Origin of the sequence: Bacillus cereus group sp. BfR-BA-01355, assembly GCF_022663675.1 — a bacterium.
GTDB classification, from domain to species: Bacteria; Bacillota; Bacilli; order Bacillales; family Bacillaceae_G; genus Bacillus_A; species Bacillus_A thuringiensis_S.
Genome location: NZ_JAKUFY010000054.1, coordinates 1 through 24,115, shown reverse-complemented (window position 1 = coordinate 24,115; position 24,115 = coordinate 1). Strand labels below are relative to the sequence as shown.

Below are 24,115 nucleotides of genomic sequence, written 5' to 3'. Positions count from 1 at the left end.
CTTTTCAGATTATTTTGTTTATTTTAATGATGTTATATGAAAAGGGGGTTTGTCAAGAGGGGGTTGAACGAGTAAGATAAGGGTGTGAAAAAATTTGCAGAGTTACTTCGAGAGGAAGTGTAATATATGAAACAAAAAGTATTAATTGTTGGTGCAGGTGAAGGCGGGAGCGCACTGCTGAATCTGTTATATAGTTCGAATATATTTCAAATTATAGGGATTATTGATATAAATCCGTTGGCAAAAGGATTACAAATTGCTAAGGAATATGGAATTGCAATTGGAGAAAGTGTAACTCCATTTCTTTCTATGCATATCGATGTAATATTTGATATGACAGGTGAAGATGATGTACATAAAGTTTTATTGGAAAAAAAGAAAAAAGACACTCTTCTTATACCAGGTGATATTGCAAAAATTGTTACAGGATTAGCGCATGAGAAGGAAGGGTTAATTGGGCGGTTAGAGGAACAAACGCAACAAGGAGAATTAATTTTAAATTCTACGCATGACGGCATGATCGTAATTGATCAAGAGGGACAAGTTCGTCTTTTTAATAAAAGTGCAGAGCGTATTATCGGATATAAAAAAGAAGAGGCGATAGGAAAATATATTTTAGAAGTTATTCCGACTAGTAAATTACTTCGCATTATACGTACGAAACAAATAGAAGTAAATTATGAACTAACATTAGAGAATGGAAAGAAAATTATTACAACGCGTATACCGATATTAAAAGAGGGCGGAGAGGTACAAGGGGCATTTGCAATTTTTAAAGATATAACAGAAGTTGTAGATTTAGCGGAAGAAGTTACAGACTTAAAAGAAATTCAAACACTATTAGAGGCGATTATTAACTCATCTGAAGAAGCGATTTCGGTTGTGGATGAAAAAGGAAGAGGTTTAGTCATTAACCCGGCATATACGAAATTAACGGGTCTAACAGAAGAAGATATTATTGGGAAGCCTGCTACAACTGATATTGTAGAAGGCGAAAGTATGCATATGAAAGTACTTCGAACGCGTCGTGCGGTGCGCGGAATACATATGAAGATTGGGCAAAAAAAGCGCGATGTAATTGTAAACGTAGCGCCAGTTATTGTGGATGGAATATTGAAAGGAAGCGTCGGCGTTATCCGTGACGTGTCGGAAATTCAAAAGTTAACAAATGAATTGAATAGAGCGAGGCAAATCATTCGCACATTAGAAGCGAAATATTCTTTTGATGATATTGTCGGAAATTCAGATGAAACAACGGCAGCTATCGAACAGGCGAAGCTAGGAGCGAATACACCGGCAACGGTACTGTTACGCGGTGAATCTGGGACTGGTAAAGAATTGTTTGCCCATGCAATCCATAATGGAAGTAATCGAAAATACAATAAGTTCGTCCGTGTAAACTGTGCGGCCATTTCGGAGACGTTGTTAGAAAGTGAATTATTTGGTTATGAGGAAGGGGCGTTTTCTGGAGCGAAAAGAGGCGGGAAACGTGGGTTCTTTGAGGAAGCGAATAACGGTAGTATTTTTTTAGATGAAATAGGGGAGTTATCTGCAAATACACAAGCGAAACTCCTTCGTGTATTGCAGGAAAAAGAAATTGTAAAAGTTGGTGGAACGAAAGCGATACCTATTAATGTTCGAGTAATTGCAGCGACACATGTGAATTTAGAAAAGGCTATTCTAGAAGGGAAGTTTAGGGAGGATTTATATTATCGATTAAATAAAATTCCAATTCAAATTCCATCTCTTCGTCAACGTAAAGGAGATATACCGAAAATTGCGGACAGGTTGATTCAAAAAATTAATCAAGATTATGGTCGTAATGTAGAAGGGCTCACTGATTCAGCTATTTTATATTTACAATCATACGAATGGCCAGGGAATGTGAGAGAACTTGAAAATATTTTAGGACGAGCGATTATTTTTATGAATTATAACGAGATATATATTGATGTACAACATTTACCACCATTACATAACGAAGAGCAGGTGGAGTCAAAGCAATCTCATTTATTACCTGAATTAGAAGAAAAGCCACTTGAACATTTAGTGACAGAGTTTGAAGGGAATATTATTCATGAATATTTGGAGAGATTTGATGGGAATAAAACACAAACTGCAAAAGCGTTAGGAATTTCCGTACGAAATTTATATTATAAGCTAGAAAAGTATGACCATGCAAAAAATAGCATGCAATAAATTGCGTACTGTGCAATTTATTGCATGGTATACAAAAAGCGACAAAATAAGACAGAATCTTTTGTTATTTTCCAAAGTATTGATTTTACTGCATTTTGAATGCGTTTTCATTATTGGTAAGACCACTTTTAAAAGTTGGCACGGTATTTGCTTAATAAATAGACGAGGGACGACGGAAAGGGTTGATTACAAAATATGAAGTTAGAATACTTAATTGATCAAGCAGCGGGACAGCCTAAAAAAACTGTAGCTGTAGCAGTAGCTGAAGATCATGAAGTAATTGAAGCTGTAGCGAAAGCAATTAAATTACAGCTAGCTCAATTTCGTCTATATGGAAATCAAGAAAAAATAATGGGGATGCTACAAGAACATGGTTTACAAACTTCAGAACATGTTGAAGTGATTGCAGCAATGTCTAATGCAGAGGCTGCAGAACTTTCTGTTAAAGCTGTGAGAAATGGTGAAGCAGACGTGCTTATGAAGGGTAACATCCCAACAGCGAATATTTTGAAGGCTGTGTTAAACAAAGAGTGGGGCCTACGTAAAGGTAGCGTACTTTCACATGTAGCAGCATTTGAAGTTCCAAATTACGATCGTCTTATTTTCGTTACAGATGCAGCGATGAACATCGCACCTGACGTAACACAAAAAGCTGCTATTATACAAAATACTGTAGAAGTTGCCTGGGCAATAGGAATCGACTTGCCAAAAGTGGCACCCATCGCAGCAGTAGAAGTTGTGAATCCAGCGATGCAGGCGACAATTGATGCAGCGATGTTAACACAAATGAATCGCCGCGGACAAATTAAAGATTGTATCGTTGATGGACCACTTGCTTTAGATAATGCAGTATCACAAATTGCAGCAGAGCATAAAGGCATAGTAAGTGATGTAGCAGGTAAGGCAGACATTTTACTCGTCCCAACGATTGAAGCTGGAAATGTGCTATATAAATCACTCGTATACTTTGCGGATGCAAAAGTAGGAGCAATGATTGCTGGCGCAAAAGCACCGATTGTTTTAACATCTCGTGCTGATTCAGCAGAAACAAAAGTATATTCATTAGCATTGGCAGTTGCGACTGCTTCAAAATAAACCAAAAAGGGTAAAACATTAGGGGGAAACGACAATGACATTAGAAATCTTCGAATACTTAGAAAAATATGATTATGAGCAAGTAGTATTTTGTCAAGATAAAGAATCTGGTTTAAAAGCAATTATTGCAATCCATGATACAACACTTGGACCGGCTCTTGGTGGAACAAGAATGTGGACATATGATTCTGAAGAAGCAGCGATTGAAGATGCATTGCGTCTTGCAAAAGGGATGACATACAAAAACGCAGCAGCTGGTTTAAACTTAGGTGGTGCAAAAACAGTAATTATCGGTGATCCTCGTAAAGATAAGAGCGAAGCAATGTTCCGTGCACTAGGACGTTATATCCAAGGACTAAACGGACGTTATATTACAGCTGAAGATGTTGGTACAACAGTAGATGATATGGATATTATCCATGAAGAAACTGACTTTGTAACAGGTATCTCACCATCATTCGGTTCTTCTGGTAACCCATCTCCAGTAACTGCATACGGTGTTTACCGTGGTATGAAAGCAGCTGCAAAAGAAGCTTTCGGTACTGACAATTTAGAAGGAAAAGTAATTGCTGTTCAAGGCGTTGGTAACGTAGCATATCACCTATGTAAACATTTACACGCTGAAGGGGCAAAATTAATCGTTACAGATATTAATAAAGAAGCTGTACAACGTGCTGTAGAAGAATTCGGTGCATCAGCAGTTGAACCAAATGAAATTTACGGTGTTGAATGCGATATTTACGCACCATGTGCATTAGGCGCAACAGTTAATGATGAAACTATTCCACAACTTAAAGCAAAAGTAATCGCAGGTTCTGCAAATAACCAATTAAAAGAAGATCGTCACGGTGACATCATTCATGAAATGGGTATTGTATACGCACCAGATTATGTAATTAATGCAGGTGGCGTAATTAACGTAGCGGACGAATTATATGGATACAATAGAGAACGTGCACTAAAACGTGTTGAGTCTATTTATGACACGATTGCAAAAGTAATCGAAATTTCAAAACGCGATGGCATAGCAACTTATGTAGCGGCAGATCGTCTAGCTGAAGAGCGTATTGCAAGCTTGAAAAATTCTCGTAGCACTTACTTACGCAACGGTCACGATATTATTAGCCGTCGCTAATCATTCATATATAACTTTTACAAAAGGTGTGGTTACCTCTTATGAGGTTCCCACTTCCTTTTGAATTTATTAGTGGAGGTAGCAACATTGTCTGTAAATCGAATTCTTGTTATTAACCCAGGTAGTACATCCACAAAAATTGGTGTTTTTGATAATGAAAGACCCGTTCTAGAAGAAACGATTCGTCATGACGTAGAACAGATTGGAAAATATAAGCGAATTATCGACCAATATGAGTTTCGAAAAGAAACGATTTTAGAAGTTCTACATTCTCATGGTATTAACATTTCAAAATTAAACGCTGTTTGTGGACGTGGTGGATTACTTCGTCCAATCGAAGGCGGTACGTATACAGTAAACGATGCGATGTTAGAAGATTTAAAAAATGGCTTTAGCGGTCATCACGCTTCAAACCTTGGAGGCATTTTGGCATATGAAATTGCTTCTGGATTAAATATCCCTGCATTCATTGTGGATCCTGTCGTTGTAGATGAGATGGAGCCGGTTGCTCGTATAAGTGGCATTGCTGGTATGGAACGCAAAAGTATCTTCCATGCATTAAATCAAAAAGCAGTTGCTCGTAAAGTAGCTGAACAGTTAAATCACAAATACGAGGATTTAAATTTATTAGTTACACATATGGGCGGTGGCATTACAGTTGGTGCTCATAAAAAAGGAAGAGTAGTCGATGTGAATAACGGTTTAAACGGAGAAGGACCATTTAGTCCAGAGCGCGCTGGTACAGTACCAGTAGGGCAACTAGTAGAAATGTGTTTCTCTGGTGAGTATTACCGTGATGAAATGATTAAAAAACTTGTCGGACAAGGTGGACTTGTAAGTTTAATCGGTACAAATGATGCGATTAAAGTAGAGAAAATGGTTGAAAAAGGTGATCCTGAAGCAACTCTTATTTATAAGGCAATGGCATATCAAGTTGCAAAAGAGATTGGCGGAGCTAGCGCTGTACTTCACGGGAAAATCGATGCAATCGTATTAACTGGTGGACTGGCATACAGTAAAATTCTTGTCGATGAAATAAAAGAGCGAGTGGACTGGATTGCAGATGTTATCGTACATCCAGGAGAAGATGAGTTAGAAGCGTTAGCAGAAGGAGCACTTCGTGTATTACGTGAAGAAGAAGCTCCAAAAGAATACGTTGTACGTGAAAAAGAAACGGTAGCTAGGGGTTGAGATAATGGCAAAAGAATATGATTTAGTCATCGTTGGCGGCGGTACTGGTGGATATGTTGCTGCAATTCGTGCATCACAACTAGGGTTAAAAACTGCACTAGTCGAAAAAGAAAATCTTGGTGGTACTTGTTTACACAAAGGATGTATTCCTAGTAAAGCTCTTTTACGTAGTGCAGAAGTATATGCAACTGCTAAAAAAAGCGAAGAGTTCGGAGTTATTGCAAGCAATGTAGAACTAAACTTTGCGAAAGTACAAGAGCGTAAAGAGAAGATTGTAACGCAGCTTCATAAAGGCGTTCAACATTTAATGAAACAAGGTAAAATTGATGTGTTTGAAGGTATTGGCCGTATTCTTGGCCCGTCTATTTTCTCTCCTATGCCAGGGACAATTTCAGTTGAACTTGCAAGTGGAGAAGAGAATGAAATGTTAATTCCAAAAAATGTACTTGTTGCAACAGGTTCTCGTCCAAATTCATTACCAGGTTTAGAATTAGACGGAGAATACGTAATGTCTTCAGATCATGCTCTAAAAATGGAAACGCTTCCTAGTTCGATTATTATTGTTGGTGGCGGTGTAATCGGTATTGAGTGGGCATCTATGCTTGCTGACTTCGGTGTAGAAGTTACAGTATTAGAGTATGCGAAAACGATATTACCACTAGAAGATCAGGACGTTTCAAAAGAAATGCAACGTCTATTCAAGAAAAAAGGTATTAAAGTGGTAACTGGTGCAAAAGTATTACCAGAAACATTGGTAAAAGATAATGGAGTAACAATCCAAGCTGAACATAACGGTGAGAATAAAGAATTTAAAGCTGAAAAAATGCTTGTATCTGTAGGAAGACAAGCGAATACGCAAAATATTGGCTTAGAGAACACAGATATCGTTGTGGAAAAAGGATACATTCAAACAAATGAGTTTTATCAAACGAAAGAATCACATATTTACGCAATTGGAGATGTAATCGGTGGTTTGCAACTGGCTCACGTTGCTTCTCATGAAGGGATTGCTGCAGTAGAACATATTGCAGGGAAAGAAGTTACACCAATTGATTACTCTATGGTATCAAAATGCGTATATAGCAGTCCAGAAGTTGCTTCTGTCGGTTTAACAGAACAAGAAGCGAAAGAAAAAGGCTATAAGTTAAAAGTAGGTAAGTTCTCATTCCGCGCAATCGGAAAAGCACTTGTATACGGAGAATCAGATGGTTTCGTAAAACTTGTAGTTGATGAAGAGACAAATGACATTCTTGGTGTTCATATGATTGGACCACATGTAACAGATATGATTTCTGAAGCTGGTCTTGCAAGAGTACTTGATGCAACACCTTGGGAAGTAGCACATACAATTCATCCGCATCCATCATTATCTGAGGCGATTGGTGAAGCAGCACTTGCTGTAGATGGAAGAGCGTTACACGCATAAAAATGTGGATTTAGGAGGTTATGAAAAATGGCAGAAGTAAAAGAAAAGCGCCATGAAGAGCTTGGCTTAAGTGATGAGCAAGTATTAGAAATGTTCCGTACGATGTTACTTGCACGTAAAATCGACGAACGTATGTGGTTATTAAACCGTGCTGGAAAAATTCCATTCGTAATTTCTTGTCAAGGACAAGAGGCTGCACAAGTTGGAGCGGCGTTCGCTCTTGATAGAGAGAAAGATTATGCATTACCATACTACCGTGATATGGGTGTTGTACTAGCATTTGGTATGACAGCTAAAGAGCTTATGTTGTCTGCTTTCGCGAAAGCTGGAGATCCAAACTCTGGTGGTCGTCAAATGCCTGGTCACTTCGGTCAAAAGAAAAATCGTATTGTTACAGGTTCATCTCCAGTAACAACGCAAGTACCACATGCAGTTGGTATTGCACTAGCTGGAAAAATGGAGAAGAAAGATTTAGTAACGTTCGTTACATTTGGAGAAGGTTCTTCAAACCAAGGTGACTTCCATGAAGGGGCAAACTTTGCTGGTGTACACAAACTACCTGTTATTTTTATGTGTGAAAATAACAAATATGCAATCTCTATTCCGGTTGAAAAACAATTAGCATGTAAAAACGTATCAGATCGTGCAATTGGTTATGGTATGCCTGGATATACAATAGACGGAAACGATCCGCTTGCAGTATATAAAGCTGTAAAAGAAGCAGCAGATCGCGGTCGTCGTGGTGAAGGCCCAACTTTAATTGAAACAGTATCATATCGTTTAACAGCACATTCTAGTGACGATGATGATCGTGTTTATCGTGATAAAGAAGAAGTAGAAGAAGCAAAGAAAAAAGATTCAATTATAACATTCGCGGCTTATTTAAAAGAAGCTGGTGTGTTAACTGAGGAATCGGAAAAACAAATGTTAGACGAAATTATGCATATCGTAAATGAAGCAACAGAATATGCAGAAAATGCTCCGTATGCAGCACCTGAAGATGCATTGAAGCACGTATACGCAGAATAGGGGGGAACGTTTCATGGCTGTAATGTCTTATATTGATGCTATTACATTAGCAATGCGCGAAGAAATGGAACGCGATGAAAAAGTATTCGTTTTAGGAGAAGATGTTGGTAAAAAAGGTGGCGTATTTAAAGCGACACACGGTTTGTATGATCAATTTGGTGAAGAGCGTGCGCTTGATGCACCGCTTGCAGAATCTGCAATTGCTGGGGTAGCAATTGGTGCAGCAATGTATGGTATGCGTCCAATCGCTGAAATGCAGTTTGCTGATTTCATCATGCCAGCAGTAAACCAAATTGTTTCTGAGGCAGCAAAAATTCGTTATCGTTCTAATAATGATTGGACTTGTCCAGTTACAATCCGTGCACCATTTGGCGGGGGTGTTCACGGTGCATTGTATCATTCACAATCTGTAGAAGCGATGTTTGCAAACCAACCAGGTTTAAAAATCGTTATCCCTTCTACACCATATGATGCAAAAGGCTTATTAAAAGCAGCCATTCGTGATGAAGATCCAGTATTATTCTTCGAACATAAACGTGCATATCGTTTAATTAAAGGTGAAGTGCCGGAGGATGACTACGTATTACCAATCGGAAAAGCAGATGTAAAACGTGAAGGTGATGATATTACAGTTATCACGTACGGATTATGTGTTCATTTTGCTCTTCAAGCAGCTGAAAAGTTAGCACAAGATGGCATCTCTGCACACATTCTTGATTTACGTACTGTATATCCATTAGATAAAGAAGCAATCATTGAAGCAGCTTCTAAAACAGGTAAAGTTCTTCTTGTAACAGAAGACAATAAAGAAGGAAGCATTATGAGTGAAGTGGCAGCAATTATTGCTGAAAACTGTCTATTTGATTTAGATGCGCCAATCGCACGTCTTGCAGGTCCAGACGTTCCAGCAATGCCATATGCACCAACAATGGAAAAATTCTTTATGGTAAATCCAGATAAAGTTGAAAAAGCAATGCGTGAACTTGCGGAATTTTAATCGGGGGGACTATACATGGCTGTAGAAAATATTACAATGCCTCAGCTCGGGGAGAGCGTTACAGAGGGCACAATTAGTAAATGGCTCGTTAATGTTGGCGATCACGTAAACAAGTATGATCCGCTTGCAGAAGTAATGACTGATAAAGTAAATGCTGAAGTACCATCTTCTTTCACTGGTATTGTGAAAGAGTTAATCGCTGGTGAAGGTGATACGTTAGCTGTAGGTGAAGTAGTTTGTGTGATTCAAGTAGAAGGCGCAGACGAAGTAGCAGCAACAGCTGTTGAGGAAAAAACGAAAGAAGAACCAAAGGCAGCAGCAATTACGCCTGAAAAAGCACCGAAAGTAAAACAACCAACTGATGGAAAACCACGTTTTTCACCAGCTGTGTTAAAACTTGCGGGTGAGCATAACGTTGATTTAGATCTAGTAGAGGGTACGGGAGCAAACGGCCGTATCACTCGTAAAGATATTTTAAAGCTAGTGGAATCTGGAAATATTCCACAAGCAGGTGCGAAGAAAGAGGAAGCTGTAGCGGTAGTAGTAGAAGCTCGCCCAGAAGCACCAAAAGCAGCACCAGTAGCGCAAAAAGTAGAAGCTGCGAAACCAGTTTCTGTACCTACAATGCCTGGAGATATCGAAATTCCAGTAACAGGTGTGCGTAAAGCAATCGCAGCAAACATGTTACGCAGTAAACACGAAGCACCACACGCTTGGATGATGATTGAAGTAGATGTGACAAACCTTGTGTCATACCGTAACTCAATTAAAGGTGACTTTAAGAAGCGTGAAGGCTTTAACTTAACGTTCTTTGCTTTCTTCGTAAAAGCAGTGGCACAAGCGTTAAAAGAGTATCCTCAAATTAATTCAATGTGGGCTGGCGATAAAATTGTTCAGAAGAAAGATATTAACCTTTCTATCGCTGTTGCAACAGAGGAAGAATTATTTGTACCAGTAATTAAGCAAGCGGACGAGAAAACAATTAAAGGTATCGCTCGTGAAATTACAGAACTTGCAGGAAAAGTACGCACGAAATCGCTAAAAGCAGACGAAATGCAAGGTGGAACATTTACAATTAATAACACAGGATCATTCGGTTCTGTTCAATCTATGGGTATTATTAATTACCCACAAGCGGCTATTTTACAAGTTGAATCAATTGTAAAACGCCCAGTAATTATGGATAATGGTATGTTCGGTGCTCGTGACATGGTTAACTTATGTTTATCACTTGATCACCGCGTACTTGATGGTTTAATCTGTGGTAAGTTCTTAGGACGTGTTAAAGAAATTTTAGAAAACATGTCAGAAAACAATACATCTGTATATTAATAAAAAGCTCGCTTATGCGAGCTTTTTATCGTCTTATTTCTTCATCTACATCCTACTATATGTATAAATACCTTTCCCAGTAATCTTACAATAAACGATTATGTATTAGGAATTTACGAAAATACATTGCTGATATATGGTATATGGATATAAAATAAGAAAAGAATAATTTTTTTGGCAAATCTTACTGATGAAACTGTAGTATAATATATTGTATTGTATGAAAAAGAGAGTTATTCTATATAAGTGTTTTATAGATAATGTGTAATCAGTCGTCAAAACATGAAGAATGTTGACTCCTGGTTTTTTATTTTGCTGTAACAATGTTTCAGGAGGATGTCATGAAAAGAAGTACCGAGTTTCTAAAAAGTTTAGATGTAAAATTAATTTTAATTTTGTGTGCACTATGTGTGACGAGTATAGCTGCTATATATAGCAGTCAGCAAACGGGACAGTATGGAGCTGCAAACTTTGCTATGAAGCAGGGGATTAACTACATAATTGGGGTTGTATTGTTACTTCTTATTGCTAGCATTGACTTAGATCAGTTGCAAAAATTGTCTTGGCCGCTTTATATTGCTGGGTTTGCTTCACTTATTCTTTTGAAAGTATTACCACCATCAGGTTTTACACCTGAAAAATTAGGTGCAAAAAGATGGTTTGTTTTCCCAGTATTTGGACAAATTCAGCCGTCTGAGTTTTTCAAAATTGCATTGCTTCTTGTAGTAGCGAGTATAGCAGTGAAACATAATGCACAGTATATGGCAAGGACATTCCAAACAGATTTAAAGCTAGTAGGTAAAATTATGCTAGTGTCACTTCCGCCTATGGCGGTTGTATATAGTCAACCGGATACAGGTATGGTGTTCTTATATGCTGCTGCAATTGCATGTATTTTATTTATGTCAGGTATACAAAAGAAATTGATAGCATTATGTACAGTTATTCCGTTGACCATATTATCTGCTTTAATATTTATTTTCTTTAAGTATCAAGATTTTTTCTATAATAATTTAGTTACTTTACTAAAACCTCACCAACAGTCGCGTATTGTAGGTTGGTTAAATCCATTTGAAAATGCAGATCAAGGTTACCAAACGCAACAATCGATTTTAGCTGTAGGTAGTGGAGGAATGGAAGGTAAAGGGTTTGGGGGAGGAAGCGTCTATATCCCAGAGAAGCATACTGACTTTATTTTCGCTACAATTGCCGAAGAAGGTGGGTTTATCGTAGCAGCGTTAGTTGTCTTCTTGTTCCTATTACTACTATATCGAACAATTATTATTGGTTATTCCGCTGATAATTTATTTGGTACATTATTATGCGCTGGATCGATTGGTATATTAACAGTTCAAATATTCCAAAACATCGGTATGATCGTTGGATTAATGCCTGTAAAAGGTATTGCATTACCTTTCTTATCGTATGGGGGAAGTTCCTTATTCTCGAATATGATTATGATGGGGCTCATACTATCGGTACGGAAAACTTATAAAAAATATATGTTTTCAGTTAAGTAAAAAAAGCTGGTTCGTTTTTAAACGAATCAGCTTTTTTACATATATGCTCATAAACGTTGCAAACTAAAACAGGATAGCAGTTTGAGACGGGTAAGGAGTGCAAATTGATGCATATGCATATTTTTGAAGGAGCACGGCATCTTTCTAATAGTGAATGGGTTATTCGGGCTATTATAGCATACATATTTTTAATATTAGTTGCGAAAGCGATGGGGCAAAGGTCTATCGCACAACTTCGTTTTTTAGATGTTGTATTAGTGTTATTGCTTGGTGGGAATATTTCTAACGCATTGTCTGATGAAAAAGTAGGGTTACTGGGCTCGATGATTACAACGTTCATACTCGTTGTACTTCATATTATAAGCTCAGTTTTAATGCTGAAATGGGATAGATGGAGACGCTTTTTAGAGCCAGCACCTATCATTCTTATACACAATGGTTCCATTGATTTTAGCAATTTGAAAAAGGCGAGAATTACGGCGGAATATTTATTTTCGGAACTTCGCATGCGAAATGTGAGCGATATTCAAACGGTTAAATTAGCATTATGGGAAGCGAGTGGCGTTGTTTCTATATTTCAGTATCCAGAATATGAAGCAGCTTCTCGGCGGGATCTAAAAGTGGCGGGGAGAAGGTCTCCAGTTTCTTTCATTTTAGTGAAAAATGGAAGGATTCAACAGGACGTTCTCGCTTTAATAGGAAAAACAGAAGAGTAGGCAAAAGAGTTTTTAGAGAAGAGTGCGGAAATTGAATCCATTATGTTAGCTACAGTAGATGAATCACATAAAATAAATATTTTGTTAAAAAAATGAAAAATATACGCATTTTGTCGTTTTGTACATATGATACAATAGTGTGGACAACGAAAAAGGAGGCGATACGGTGGGATATGTAGAAGAATTACGAAAAATAGTTGGTCATCGCCCTTTAATTTTAGTTGGTGCTGTTGTACTCGTTATAAATGAAAATGGTTATGTTTTATTGCAGCAGCGGACAGAGCCGTACGGAAAATGGGGGCTACCTGGCGGGCTAATGGAGCTTAGTGAATCACCAGAAGAAACAGCTTATCGTGAAGTATATGAAGAGACAGGAATAAAAGTGAAGAACTTGCGACTAATCAATGTATTTTCTGGAGCGAACTACTTTACAAAATTAGCAAACGGTGATGAATTTCAATCTGTAACAACCGCCTATTATACGGATGAATACGAAGGGGATTTTGTTATGAATAAAGAAGAAGCAGTTCAGCTTAAATTCTTTTCAGTAACAGAACTACCTGACTATATTGTGGGATCGCATAAAAAAATGATTGCTGAATATATGAAGATTATGGAAAAAAAGATATAATAAAAGTGAAAGAAATACAAAAACACAGCTCTGGTTGGTAGTCCAGACGCATGATTTCATGTCAGTAACCTTCCCCTCCGGGATGTCCCGTATTTCTAATTTTTTAAAGGAGGGGCTGTCAATGGAGTTGACAGTATATCATGATGGCCAATTTTTTGTTGGAATTATTACATGCAAAGAACAAGGGAAATTGTATGGAGCGAGGTATATTTTTGGAGCGGAACCGTCAGATGAAGAAGTGCTTATGTTTGTGAATGGTTCACTTTTAGAGCATTTTCAGCATTTTGCAAAATGTGGTGTAGAAGTTAAAGAAAAACAGCGTCCTAAAAATATAAAGCGTATCATACGACAAGCAGCAAAAGAAACAAATGTTAAACGTTTTACTAAGGCGCAAGAGGCGATTAGTTTATCTTATGAATTGCATAAACAAGAAAAGAAAGTGCAGTCTAAGGAGAAGCGAGAAGCTGAAAAAGAAAGAAGACGTTTAATTAAAGTACAAAAAGCAAAGCAAAAACATCGTGGTCATTAAAGAAAAGGTGTTAGAGCAAGTGCTCTAACACCTTTTCTATACTTAAATACAAGTAAACTTACTTGTATTTCATAAACATTAACTGGTAAGATACAAATAGGTAGTTTTAGAGGAGGGAAAAGAGTGATTAATTTTAACTTTTTTATGAATGATGTTGTCCGCCAAGCGCGTGAAGAGATTGTCTCTGCTGGATATACAGAATTGACGACGCCGGAAGCGGTAGAAGAAGCGTTTAAAAGAAATGGAACAACACTTGTAATGGTAAACTCTGTATGTGGTTGTGCAGGTGGTATCGCTCGTCCTGCTGCTGCGCATTCCGTACATTATGATAAACGTCCTAACCACCTTGTAACGGTGTTTGCAGGTCAAGATAAAGAAGCGACAGCAAGAGCGCGTGAATATTTCGAAGGGTACCCACCTTCTTCTCCATCATTTGCTTTATTAAAAGATGGAAAAATTGTAACGATGGTAGAGCGTCATGAAATTGAAGGTCATGAACCGATGCAAGTTATTGCAAAACTACAATCGTATTTCGAAGAGAATTGTGAAGAACTATAAAAAATAATAAAAAAGGCGGCACGTCCACAATCAAGTGGATGTGCCGCCTTTTTTATTTATTATTTTAATTTCTGAGATATGCATAGTTATGTTATTTTATGCATTATTTTATACACGACAAAAAGCGTTTATATTGTTATTTTATTTATTTTTATTTTATATATTGCATAAAAATAAAAGTGCTGATACAATACAAACATCGAATAAATATTCTATTAAACTTTTAAATATACATTATTAGGGGGAAGAAAGATGAAGAAGTTATTATCAATATCGTTTGCACTTATTTTAATTGTAAGTATATTCAGCGCTTGTAGTAATGGGGAATCGAAAGAAACAAAAGGAAATAAGAAAGTACTCGTAATGGGGACTTCAGCAGATTATAAACCATATGAATACGTGGAAGCTTCAAAAAGTGATGAAATTATTGGTTTTGATGTTGATGTTGCTAAATATATCGGAAAAGAACTTGGGTATGAAGTGAAAGTGAAAGATATGGATTTTGGTGGTTTATTAGCATCTCTTAGTTCAGGAAAAGTTGATTTCGTAATGGCAGGTATGACGCCAACTGCAGAGCGTAAAAATAATGTTGATTTTACAGATATTTATTTTGTTGCGAAAAATATGGTCGTTTCTAAAAAGGATTCTAATATTAAATCTGTAGAGGATTTAAAAGGGAAAAAAGTAGGAGTACAAACAGGATCTATTCAAGAAGAGAAAGCAGCAGAATTTAAAAAACAAGTAGATTTCCAAGTTGAGGGACGTGACCGTATACCAGAAATCGTACAAGAAATTAAAGCTGGTCGTTTTGACGCTGCAATTATAGAAGACACAGTTGCTAAAAATTATTTAGAGAAAATGAAAGATTTAAAAGGAATTGAAATTAAAGAAGCGCCAGAAGAAGTTGGAGCAGCAATTGCCCTTCCGAAAAATAGTGATAAAACAGCTGAATTTAATAAAGTAATTAAAAAAATGCAAGAAAATGGAGAAATGGATAAATTAGTGAAGAAATGGTTTGGCAGCGAAAAATAAGCTGCCTTTCACTTTTCTTTGAGGGGAATGAAAAGGATGAACTTAGATTTTTCGGCGATTACGCCTTCGATACCATATATACTAAAAGGTTTAGAAGTTACTTTGAAAATTGTAGCAGTATCAGCTTTAGCAGGATTTATTTTAGGAACATTATTAGCACTTTGTAAAATTGCTAGAATACGAGCGTTAAATATAGCAGCAGATTTTTATACATCAATTTTTCGTGGTACACCACTTGTATTGCAATTAATGATTATTTATTTCGGCGTCCCGCAAATAATTGGTTATGAAATACCAGCATTCTTAGCAGCTGTACTTGCATTTAGCTTGAATTCAGGTGCATACATGTCAGAAGTGATTCGTGCTGGTATTCAAGCAGTTGATAAAGGACAAACAGAAGCAGCGATGGCTTTAGGGATACCGTACGGAAAAATGATGAGAAATATTATTTTCCCTCAAGCATTAAAAAATATATTACCAGCTCTTGTGAACGAATTTGCGACACTTACGAAAGAATCGGCTGTAGTAACAGTAATAGGCGCGACTGATTTAATGCGTCGTGCTTACATCGTAGGCGGTGAGACATTTAAATATCTTGAACCATTACTTTTTGTTGGACTGATTTATTATATGTTAGTCATTATTCTTACATTAGTCGGGAAGGCAATTGAAGGGAGAATGAAGAAAAGTGATTAAAATTGAAAACCTTCATAAATCATTTGGTAAAAACGAAGTATTAAAAGGAATTACAACAACGATTGAAAAAGGGGAAGTAGTTGCAATTATAGGACCTTCTGGATCAGGAAAATCAACATTTTTACGTTGTATGAATATGTTAGAAGCACCAACGGATGGTCACATTTGGATTGGAACGGAAGAAGTAACGAATCCGAAAACGAATGTTATGCATGTTCGTGAAAATGTCGGTATGGTATTTCAGCATTTTCACTTATTTCCTCATATGACTGTATTAGAAAATATTACGTATGCTCCTATCAATGTAAAAGGGGTAACGAAGCAAGAAGCTGAAAAGAAAGCTGAGAAACTTTTAGAAAAGGTTGGATTAGTAGATAAAAAAAATACGTATCCGAATCGTTTGTCGGGAGGACAAAAGCAACGTGTAGCAATTGCAAGAGCGTTAGCGATGGAACCGGAAGTTATGTTATTTGATGAACCGACATCGGCGCTAGATCCAGAGATGGTGAAAGAAGTGTTAGAAGTTATGAAATCGTTAGTTACCACAGGAATGACGATGGCTATCGTTACACATGAAATGGGCTTTGCAAAAGAAGTGGCAGATCGTGTTCTTTTCTTGGACGGAGGAAAGCTTGTAGAAGATAGTGCGCCAGAAGAATTTTTTGCAGCGCCGAAAAGTGAACGTGCGCAACAATTTTTACAAAAAATATTGTAATATGAAAAGGTTATGTGAATAATAAGTAGAAAAGGATGACATTGTGTCATCCTTTTTTTATACTAGCTGTAAATACGTTTATACATATAGGAGCAATGATATGTTCAAAATTGGATACCGTACAGTAAAAACAGCAATAGGGACAGGCGCGGCAGTTTTTATTGCTCAGTTATTAGGATTAGAATTTTATAGTTCAGCAGGTATTTTAGTTATTTTATGTGTACAAAATACGAAGCGCAAATCGCTTCAAGTGTCGTTACATCGTTTTCTAGCGTGTGTATTATCAATGGTATTCGCGTTTTGTATTTTTGAAACGATCGGCTATACACCACTTGCAATTAGCATATTGTTACTTACATTTATTCCGACTGCAGTAATGCTTAAAATTCAAGAAGGTATTGTCACGAGTTCAGTTATTGTTATGCATCTATATTCATTGAAGCAAATTACATGGCTTATAGTTGGAAATGAAATTGCTATATTAACGATAGGAATTAGCGTGGCGTTATTAGTAAATATGTATATGCCGAGTAGTGAAAATAAGCTAAAAGAGTATCAGGATAAAATAGAGAGTAATTTTAAAACGATTTTGTTTGAAATGGTTGTGTATTTACGAAATCGAGAAAGTAGTTGGAGTGGAGCAGAACTCATTGAAACCGAGAATATGTTAAATGAAGCAAGAGATTTATCGTTTAAAAAACTTGAGAATGCATTTATGCGAGAAGATGATTATTACTATCGTTATTTTAATATGCGTATGCAACAATTCGAAATTTTAGAGCGAATGATACCACTAGCAGCTTCTTTATCGTGGACGTATGAACAAGCTGACATGATTGCAGATGTTGTTGAAAACATTGGTAATGCTATTAGCCCTGAGAGTACAGGCGTTATTTCCTTAAGGCAGCTTCAAGAAATGAGGGAATTATTTAGAGACATGCCATTGCCAGCTACACGCGAAGAATTTGAGATACGTGCGAAACTTGTTCAACTTGTGTATGAAATGGAACAATATTTACTCATTAAAAGTCGCTTTAAGGGAAAGGATAATATAAAAGAACTTATATAGAAGGTAGGAATTATCTATGCCGTATCTTCTCTCTATCATATTATGTCTTTCTTTATCGCCGCTTTGGCCTCTTGGGGATAATCCACGTGCCGGAGATCCTTTTATTATTGTAAATAAAGCAACGAATAAATTAGCTTACATTGACGATGGAAAGATTCAAAAGGTTTTTCCAGTAGCGACAGGGAAAACGAATGAATTAACTCCAGAAGGAACTTTTGATGTTGTAATGAAAGCGAAGGATCCATATTACATTGCGAAGGATATTCCAGGTGGATCGCCAAAAAATCCACTTGGATCAAGGTGGATTGGATTTAATGCAAGAGGAACTGATGGAAGTAAATATGGAATACATGGAACAAACCAACCGAGTTCAATTGGAAAGTATATTTCACAAGGATGTATAAGAATGAAGAAAAACGATGTGGAATATTTGTTTGATCGTATTCCAATTGGAACGAAAGTATGGATTGTGAAATCGAAAAAATCATTTCAGCAATTGGCAAAAGAAAAAGGAGCCGTTGCATATGAAAAAGCCAACGAAAAGGTTGGCTTTTTCTATTGTAATAAGTTGTCTTGACATGTGTACATAACCATGCGTTAATGAAAGTATAGAAAGATAAAATTAGATAAAGGGGTTGCTCATATGTACTTGAATCCAAAACTTTCGTATATGCAGTTTTTTATGGGATTTCTATTTGTTATTACATTCATATTGGCAACTTTTAATATATGTTCTTATCTTGTAGCGATTGTATGTATGGCATTACTTAATCTCACTTTTGTTATTGGGGCATTTCAGCAGAAACAATATACAAGTTTTGTAATAGCACTTGTAATGTCATTTTCCTTTAGTATTGTAGCGATTGTGTTTTATATAAAATAAACCATCTCGATGTCGAGATGGTTTATTTTGTCATGTGTAAAAAGTAAAAAAAGGACGAACGCATCGCCCTTTTTACCAAAACATACTCGCGCCAGCAAGTAATGTTGTTACAAGCATAGAAATTAGCATCACATAAACCATAATTTTTTGAGCTTTTTTATGCATCGTTATACCTCCTTGCAAATCAGTACAATTTCATTGTAACGAGAAATGAAATTATGGACAAGGGGAGAGTAAGGACAAAATTCGAGAAGGGGTTGCAAAATATAACAGGAAATTTGAGAGTGTGTAGAGAATATAGTTAAAGGATATATTGTTAATTTTTAGTTGGGCAAGCTGAAGAATGGAGATACGATGATGAAAATATACGAAACAGATCGTTTATACTTAAGGGAAATTGATGAGTCGTATGCTGAAACAGTTCTTCAATATTACGACAGAAATCGTGAATTTTTAAAAGCTTGGGAAGAGTATAGACCGGATGATTTTTTTACGCTAGATTATCAAAAGAAAAAGTTGCAAAAGGATAGAAAAGAGTTCGAAGAAGGGAAAATCATCAGACTATGGATTTTTAAAAAGGGTGATGATACGAAAATAATTGGGTGTATTTCATTTAATTTAATCGTTCGTGGCATTTATCAATCTTGTGTACTCGGTTATAAATTAGATAAAGCAGAGTTAAACAAAGGGTATACGACAGAAGCACTTAGAAAAGCAATTCAAGTTGCTTTTGAGGAATTTCAGTTACATCGTATAGAAGCTCCGATTATGCCTCGTAATTTAGCATCTATACAAGTGGTGACGAAGATAGGTTTTCAATATGAAGGCGTGTCTAGGAAGATGTTAATGGTAAATGGCGTGTGGGAGGATCATATGCGCTGGGTATTGTTAAATGAGTAATAGAAAGCAGATGGTTATCTAGACATGTAAACCATCTGTTTTTTGTCTTGTATTTCGAAACTTTTGCGAAATTCTGTTATAATTAGTAGTGTTACATACATAATGGTAGTGCAGGAGGCGCAGTCTTATGATTAATCAAGAACGTTTAGTAAATGAATTTATGGAATTAGTACAAGTAGATTCTGAAACGAAATTTGAAGCAGAAATCTGCAAAGTATTAACGAAGAAATTTACAGATTTAGGTGTAGAAGTATTTGAAGATGACACAATGGCTGTAACTGGTCATGGTGCAGGCAACTTAATTTGTACTTTACCAGCAACAAAAGATGGTGTTGATACAATTTACTTTACTTCTCATATGGATACAGTAGTTCCTGGTAATGGAATTAAGCCTTCTATTAAAGATGGATATATCGTATCAGATGGTACAACAATTTTAGGTGCGGATGATAAAGCTGGATTAGCATCAATGTTCGAAGCAATCCGTGTTTTAAAAGAGAAAAATATCCCTCACGGTAAAATTGAATTTATTATTACAGTCGGAGAAGAATCAGGTCTTGTTGGTGCAAAAGCTTTAGATCGTGAGCGTATTACAGCGAAATATGGCTACGCATTAGATAGCGATGGAAAAGTTGGTGAAATCGTTGTTGCAGCTCCAACACAAGCGAAAGTGAACGCAATTATTCGCGGGAAAACAGCTCACGCTGGTGTAGCGCCGGAGAAAGGTGTATCTGCAATTACTATCGCAGCGAAAGCAATTGCGAAGATGCCACTTGGTCGCATTGACTCTGAAACGACTGCAAATATTGGACGTTTTGAAGGTGGTACACAAACGAATATCGTTTGCGATCATGTACAAATCTTTGCAGAAGCTCGTTCGTTAATCAATGAGAAAATGGAAGCACAAGTTGCGAAAATGAAAGAAGCATTTGAAACAACTGCAAAAGAAATGGGCGGTCATGCAGACGTTGAAGTAAACGTTATGTACCCAGGATTTAAATTTGCTGATGGCGATCACGTTGTAGAAGTTGCAAAACGTGCAGCTGAAAAAATTGGTCGTACACCTTCTCTTCACCAAAGTGGTGGCGGAAGTGATGCAAACGTAATTGCAGGACACGGTATTCCAACAGTTAACTTGGCAGTTGGTTATGAAGAAATTCATACAACAAACGAGAAAATTCCTGTTGAAGAGTTAGCAAAAACAGCAGAATTAGTTGTTGCAATTATTGAAGAAGTAGCGAAGTAATGGAATAGAAAAAGCGTGTAAATCAATTGTGATTTACACGCTTTTTATTTTGACTCGATTGCTTTGACAAGACGTATAAGCCAATATAAGAAAAACTATGGAAGTATATACGTTGTTGCTATATGTACTAGACGAGGGAATAATCCTAACGTATTCATATTGAAAATCGGAAGTAGTAAATAATTAATTGCAATGATTAATATAACTACAAGGAATGTATAGTTGAGTTTGGCCCGCTATTTGCCGGGCAGTAAGCCCCCCACCTCAAAATTCAGCGAAAGCAAAGAAGTTAGGTGGGGATCGGGCTGCTTGTAAAAGTCCAATTGGTGAGGGCTAATAATCAGTGGGGGATGAATAACCCCCCACTGATTAAAGTTTCACTTTATTAGTTGATTTCATCATAATCAGCCCCTTTCACATATATATCCTCTTTATATCGATTATAAAAAAGAACAAGTAATTATTATAACTATTGTGCAAAATTTGATATAATAAAAGAACGAACGTTCTGATCAGGGGGTGAGTACTATGCGAGAAATGTATCCGAAAAATGGTCGTGTTATTTTACATGTAGATATGAATTGCTTTTTCGCATCTGTTGAAATTGCTCATGATCCATCATTACAAGGAAAGCCATTAGCGGTTGCTGGAAATGAAAAAGAGAGAAAAGGAATTATAATAACATGTAGTTATGAGGCGAGAGAATACGGAATACGTACGACGATGCCCCTTTGGGAAGCGAAAAGATTATGCCCGCAATTAGTTGTAAGGCGTCCTAATTTCACATTATATCGCGAAGCTTCATTTCAAATGTTTCAAGTCCTTTCCCGTTTTACAGAAAAGATACAACCAGTCTCAATAGATGAAGGATATTTAGATATTACAGATTGCTATGCACTTGGTTCGCCTCTTGAAATAGCAAAGATGATGCAACAAGCACTATTAACAGAGTTACAGCTTCCGTGTAGTATCGGAATCGCTCCAAATCTTTTCCTAGCAAAAACAGCTTCTGATATGAAAAAACCTCTCGGTATTACCGTGCTTCGAAAACGTGATATTCCAGAAATGATTTGGCCACTTCCAGTTGAAGCAATGCATGGGATTGGAGAAAAAACAGCTGAAAAATTAAATGAAATTCATATACATACAATTGAACAGTTAGCGAAGGGAGACGAGCATATCATTCGCGCTAAAATTGGCAAGCACGGTATTGATTTACAAAAGCGTGCAAAAGGTACGGATGATAGGGAAGTGGATCCGAGTCAAATGGGCCAACATAAAAGTGTCGGTAACTCGATGACTTTTTCAAAGGATATGGATGAAGAGAAAGAATTACTTGATATGTTAGAACGGTTATCAAAATCAGTGAGTAAAAGATTACAAAAGCGAACCCTTGTCAGCTATAATATTCAAATTATGATTAAATACCATGATAGGCGAACAGTAACACGGAGTAAGCAATTGAAAAATGCGATTTGGGAAGAACGTGATATTTTTCAAGCAGCATCCCGTTTATGGAAGCAACATTGGGATGGTGATTCCGTTCGTTTACTAGGTGTTACAGCTACTGAAATAGAGTGGAAGACAGAATCGGTGAAACAATTAGATTTGTTTTCATTTGAAGAGGATGCGAAAAAAGAACCACTACTTGCTGTCATTGATCAAATTAATGATAAGTATGGAACACCGATTTTACAACGAGGTAGTCAACTACTACGTAAGCAAGAGAAGTCGTTTCAACAAAAGTTAGAAAATAAGTTTATGTAGAAGGTGTCATGAAGTAGTAAAATCATGACACCTTTCATTTTTAACTTGCTTCTAAATCTAATGAAGTTTTCCAACCAGCTGCAGTAACGCCAGATTCTAATAGCATTCTACTTACTATTTTTTCAATTAAGATAGCCGCATTTGTCTTGCAATGTAATGTAGCCTGTATACACACCTTTCGATTAGAATCTACGTCTTCGCTATACAACTCTTTTAAACCGAGCCCTTCTGTACTTACCATATGCATAAGTAAAAAACGAATATGTGCTTCATTTTCTTCTGAACAAGTAAGGGAAAGTAAGTAGTTTGTTTGTTCTGGTGATTCTTTTTTGATTTTTTATTCATAAAAAGAGCAATTGGGCGAAGGAGTATATTTGCTAGTAACACGCCGGCTGTACCTAATATAGCTGCAACGAGGAAACCGGCGCCTGTAAGAGTACCGACAGCAGCTGCACACCATAAAGTAGCTGCCGTATTTAGCCCTCTAATACTAAAACCATCGCGGATAATAACGCCACCCCCTAAAAAGCCAATGCCACTAACGACTTGAGCAGCAATGCGGGATGGGCTAGCATCATGATCAAGCATGACGGATAATAAAACAAATATACAGGCACCAAGTGATACGAGAGCATTTGTCCGTAACCCAGCCATTCTGTGTCTCCATTGTCTTTCCATTCCAATGCAAGCTCCTACAATAATTGCTATAACTAATCTGAATACAATGTCGTACCATACCATCATGGTCACCTCCATATATAAATATGTGTTATGTCTTTTAGAATGAGCGGGGAATATCCACTCATTCTTATTTTTACAACCAGCTACGAAACTTTTTAATATAAAGCTTTTTTAGGAATTGTGTTAAAAAAGCGTAGCCTAATAGTATTCCTACTAACCAAGGAAAGTAGTTAAGTGGCAATGCTTGTAAACCAACGGCTGCACCAAGTGGTGAGAATGGAATATAAATCCCGATTGCCATAATAAGAGCGGTTAATAAAACGACTGGTGTTGATGCAGTGCTTTGAATAAATGGAATCTTTTGTGTTCTTATCATGTGAACAATTAAAGTTTGTGTTAACAATCCAACGACAAACCAACCGGACTGGAATAATGATTGCTCGCTCGGTGTATTTGCACCAAATACATTCCACATGACTACGTATGTGATAATATCAAATACGGAACTAATTGGGCCGATACAAATAATGAAGTTTCGTAAGTTTGCAGTATCCCATTTTCGTGGTTTTTCTAGAAACTCTTTATCCATTTTGTCCCATGGAATAGAAAGTTGTGAAATATCATAAAGTAAGTTTTGAATTAAAAGATGAATGGCAAGCATCGGTAAAAAAGGAATGAAAGCACTTGCTACTAACACGCTAAACACATTACCGAAGTTAGAGCTAGCTGTCATCTTAATATATTTTAAAATATTTCCGAATGTAGTAC

23 protein-coding genes and 2 pseudogenes are annotated in these 24,115 nt (G+C 36.8%); 22 read left to right on the top strand and 3 right to left on the bottom strand.

Features of this window, described 5'->3' with window-relative positions; translation table 11 throughout:
- Positions 1 to 126: 126 nt before the first annotated feature.
- From MR167_RS18135 to MR167_RS18045, 19 genes and pseudogenes are all read left to right on the top strand, one after another.
- Positions 127 to 2,199 (top strand): sigma-54 interaction domain-containing protein, encoded by a 2,073-nt coding sequence (locus MR167_RS18135; protein WP_000810981.1) that lies wholly within the window; start codon positions 127 to 129, stop codon positions 2,197 to 2,199.
- Positions 2,200 to 2,394: 195 nt separating this feature from the next.
- Positions 2,395 to 3,294, top strand: coding sequence for a phosphate butyryltransferase (gene yqiS, locus MR167_RS18130; RefSeq protein WP_242315178.1), 900 nt, complete (start codon positions 2,395 to 2,397; stop codon positions 3,292 to 3,294).
- A gap of 34 nt (positions 3,295 to 3,328) precedes the next feature.
- Entirely contained in the window at positions 3,329 to 4,429 is a 1,101-nt protein-coding gene (locus tag MR167_RS18125) for a leucine dehydrogenase (protein ID WP_000171355.1), read from the top strand.
- 87 nt (positions 4,430 to 4,516) lie between these two features.
- Positions 4,517 to 5,620 carry a butyrate kinase gene (buk, locus tag MR167_RS18120; protein WP_000115782.1) on the top strand — a complete coding sequence of 368 codons (1,104 nt, stop codon included), beginning with the start codon at positions 4,517 to 4,519 and terminating at the stop codon, positions 5,618 to 5,620.
- Between the two features lie 4 nt (positions 5,621 to 5,624).
- On the top strand, positions 5,625 to 7,046 hold the full coding sequence (gene lpdA / locus MR167_RS18115; RefSeq protein ID WP_001051295.1) for a dihydrolipoyl dehydrogenase: 1,422 nt from the start codon (positions 5,625 to 5,627) through the stop codon (positions 7,044 to 7,046).
- A 27-nt stretch (positions 7,047 to 7,073) separates the two neighbouring features.
- Positions 7,074 to 8,075: a 3-methyl-2-oxobutanoate dehydrogenase subunit alpha gene (bfmBAA, locus tag MR167_RS18110; RefSeq protein WP_000852551.1), complete on the top strand. Its 1,002-nt coding sequence runs from the start codon at positions 7,074 to 7,076 to the stop codon at positions 8,073 to 8,075.
- Between the two features lie 13 nt (positions 8,076 to 8,088).
- Complete coding sequence (gene bfmBAB, locus MR167_RS18105; RefSeq protein ID WP_000290078.1) at positions 8,089 to 9,072, top strand: 3-methyl-2-oxobutanoate dehydrogenase subunit beta; 984 nt, start codon at positions 8,089 to 8,091, stop codon at positions 9,070 to 9,072.
- Between the two features lie 15 nt (positions 9,073 to 9,087).
- On the top strand, positions 9,088 to 10,404 hold the full coding sequence (locus tag MR167_RS18100; RefSeq protein WP_000257646.1) for a dihydrolipoamide acetyltransferase family protein: 1,317 nt from the start codon (positions 9,088 to 9,090) through the stop codon (positions 10,402 to 10,404).
- Between the two features lie 341 nt (positions 10,405 to 10,745).
- Positions 10,746 to 11,924 carry an FtsW/RodA/SpoVE family cell cycle protein gene (locus tag MR167_RS18095; RefSeq protein ID WP_000831177.1) on the top strand — a complete coding sequence of 393 codons (1,179 nt, stop codon included), beginning with the start codon at positions 10,746 to 10,748 and terminating at the stop codon, positions 11,922 to 11,924.
- Between the two features lie 107 nt (positions 11,925 to 12,031).
- Positions 12,032 to 12,736, top strand: a pseudogene (locus MR167_RS18090) (DUF421 domain-containing protein).
- A gap of 70 nt (positions 12,737 to 12,806) precedes the next feature.
- Positions 12,807 to 13,271, top strand: a complete 465-nt coding sequence (locus MR167_RS18085) for an NUDIX hydrolase (protein WP_000542551.1) — start codon at positions 12,807 to 12,809, stop codon at positions 13,269 to 13,271.
- A gap of 121 nt (positions 13,272 to 13,392) precedes the next feature.
- On the top strand, positions 13,393 to 13,800 hold the full coding sequence (locus tag MR167_RS18080) for a YjdF family protein (protein ID WP_065229329.1): 408 nt from the start codon (positions 13,393 to 13,395) through the stop codon (positions 13,798 to 13,800).
- Positions 13,801 to 13,944: 144 nt separating this feature from the next.
- Positions 13,945 to 14,358 (top strand): BrxA/BrxB family bacilliredoxin, encoded by a 414-nt coding sequence (locus MR167_RS18075; protein WP_001979317.1) that lies wholly within the window; start codon positions 13,945 to 13,947, stop codon positions 14,356 to 14,358.
- A gap of 252 nt (positions 14,359 to 14,610) precedes the next feature.
- Complete coding sequence (locus MR167_RS18070; RefSeq protein ID WP_000735462.1) at positions 14,611 to 15,390, top strand: transporter substrate-binding domain-containing protein; 780 nt, start codon at positions 14,611 to 14,613, stop codon at positions 15,388 to 15,390.
- 36 nt (positions 15,391 to 15,426) lie between these two features.
- Positions 15,427 to 16,086 carry an amino acid ABC transporter permease gene (locus tag MR167_RS18065; RefSeq protein WP_001046915.1) on the top strand — a complete coding sequence of 220 codons (660 nt, stop codon included), beginning with the start codon at positions 15,427 to 15,429 and terminating at the stop codon, positions 16,084 to 16,086.
- Entirely contained in the window at positions 16,079 to 16,801 is a 723-nt protein-coding gene (locus MR167_RS18060; protein ID WP_000590203.1) for an amino acid ABC transporter ATP-binding protein, read from the top strand. The genes MR167_RS18065 and MR167_RS18060 overlap by 8 nt, the downstream gene beginning before the upstream one ends.
- Before the next feature lie 100 nt (positions 16,802 to 16,901).
- Entirely contained in the window at positions 16,902 to 17,870 is a 969-nt protein-coding gene (locus MR167_RS18055) for an aromatic acid exporter family protein (protein WP_000472671.1), read from the top strand.
- A gap of 16 nt (positions 17,871 to 17,886) precedes the next feature.
- Positions 17,887 to 18,447, top strand: coding sequence for a L,D-transpeptidase (locus tag MR167_RS18050; protein WP_242315176.1), 561 nt, complete (start codon positions 17,887 to 17,889; stop codon positions 18,445 to 18,447).
- A 66-nt stretch (positions 18,448 to 18,513) separates the two neighbouring features.
- Complete coding sequence (locus tag MR167_RS18045; RefSeq protein ID WP_000281167.1) at positions 18,514 to 18,753, top strand: DUF3894 domain-containing protein; 240 nt, start codon at positions 18,514 to 18,516, stop codon at positions 18,751 to 18,753.
- 72 nt (positions 18,754 to 18,825) lie between these two features.
- Here the strand turns inward: MR167_RS18045 and prli42 are convergent, their stop codons facing one another.
- A complete protein-coding gene (gene prli42, locus MR167_RS18040) occupies positions 18,826 to 18,918 on the bottom strand; it encodes a stressosome-associated protein Prli42 (RefSeq protein ID WP_000549037.1) in 93 nt (30 codons plus the stop codon).
- A gap of 189 nt (positions 18,919 to 19,107) precedes the next feature.
- Between prli42 and MR167_RS18035 the strand changes: the two genes are divergently transcribed.
- The 3 genes from MR167_RS18035 (at position 19,108) to MR167_RS18025 (ending at position 22,666) form a co-directional block, all read left to right on the top strand.
- Positions 19,108 to 19,653, top strand: coding sequence for a GNAT family N-acetyltransferase (locus MR167_RS18035; RefSeq protein WP_061666307.1), 546 nt, complete (start codon positions 19,108 to 19,110; stop codon positions 19,651 to 19,653).
- Positions 19,654 to 19,780: 127 nt separating this feature from the next.
- Entirely contained in the window at positions 19,781 to 20,899 is a 1,119-nt protein-coding gene (locus tag MR167_RS18030) for a tripeptidase T (RefSeq protein ID WP_000609803.1), read from the top strand.
- 528 nt (positions 20,900 to 21,427) lie between these two features.
- Positions 21,428 to 22,666, top strand: a complete 1,239-nt coding sequence (locus MR167_RS18025; protein ID WP_001208861.1) for a DNA polymerase IV — start codon at positions 21,428 to 21,430, stop codon at positions 22,664 to 22,666.
- 40 nt (positions 22,667 to 22,706) lie between these two features.
- Here MR167_RS18025 and MR167_RS18020 read toward each other — a convergent pair.
- Positions 22,707 to 23,407, bottom strand: a pseudogene (locus tag MR167_RS18020) (MgtC/SapB family protein).
- A gap of 73 nt (positions 23,408 to 23,480) precedes the next feature.
- The coding region (locus MR167_RS18015; RefSeq protein ID WP_242315174.1) for a cation transporting ATPase C-terminal domain-containing protein at positions 23,481 to 24,115 on the bottom strand (635 nt) is incomplete at its 5' end.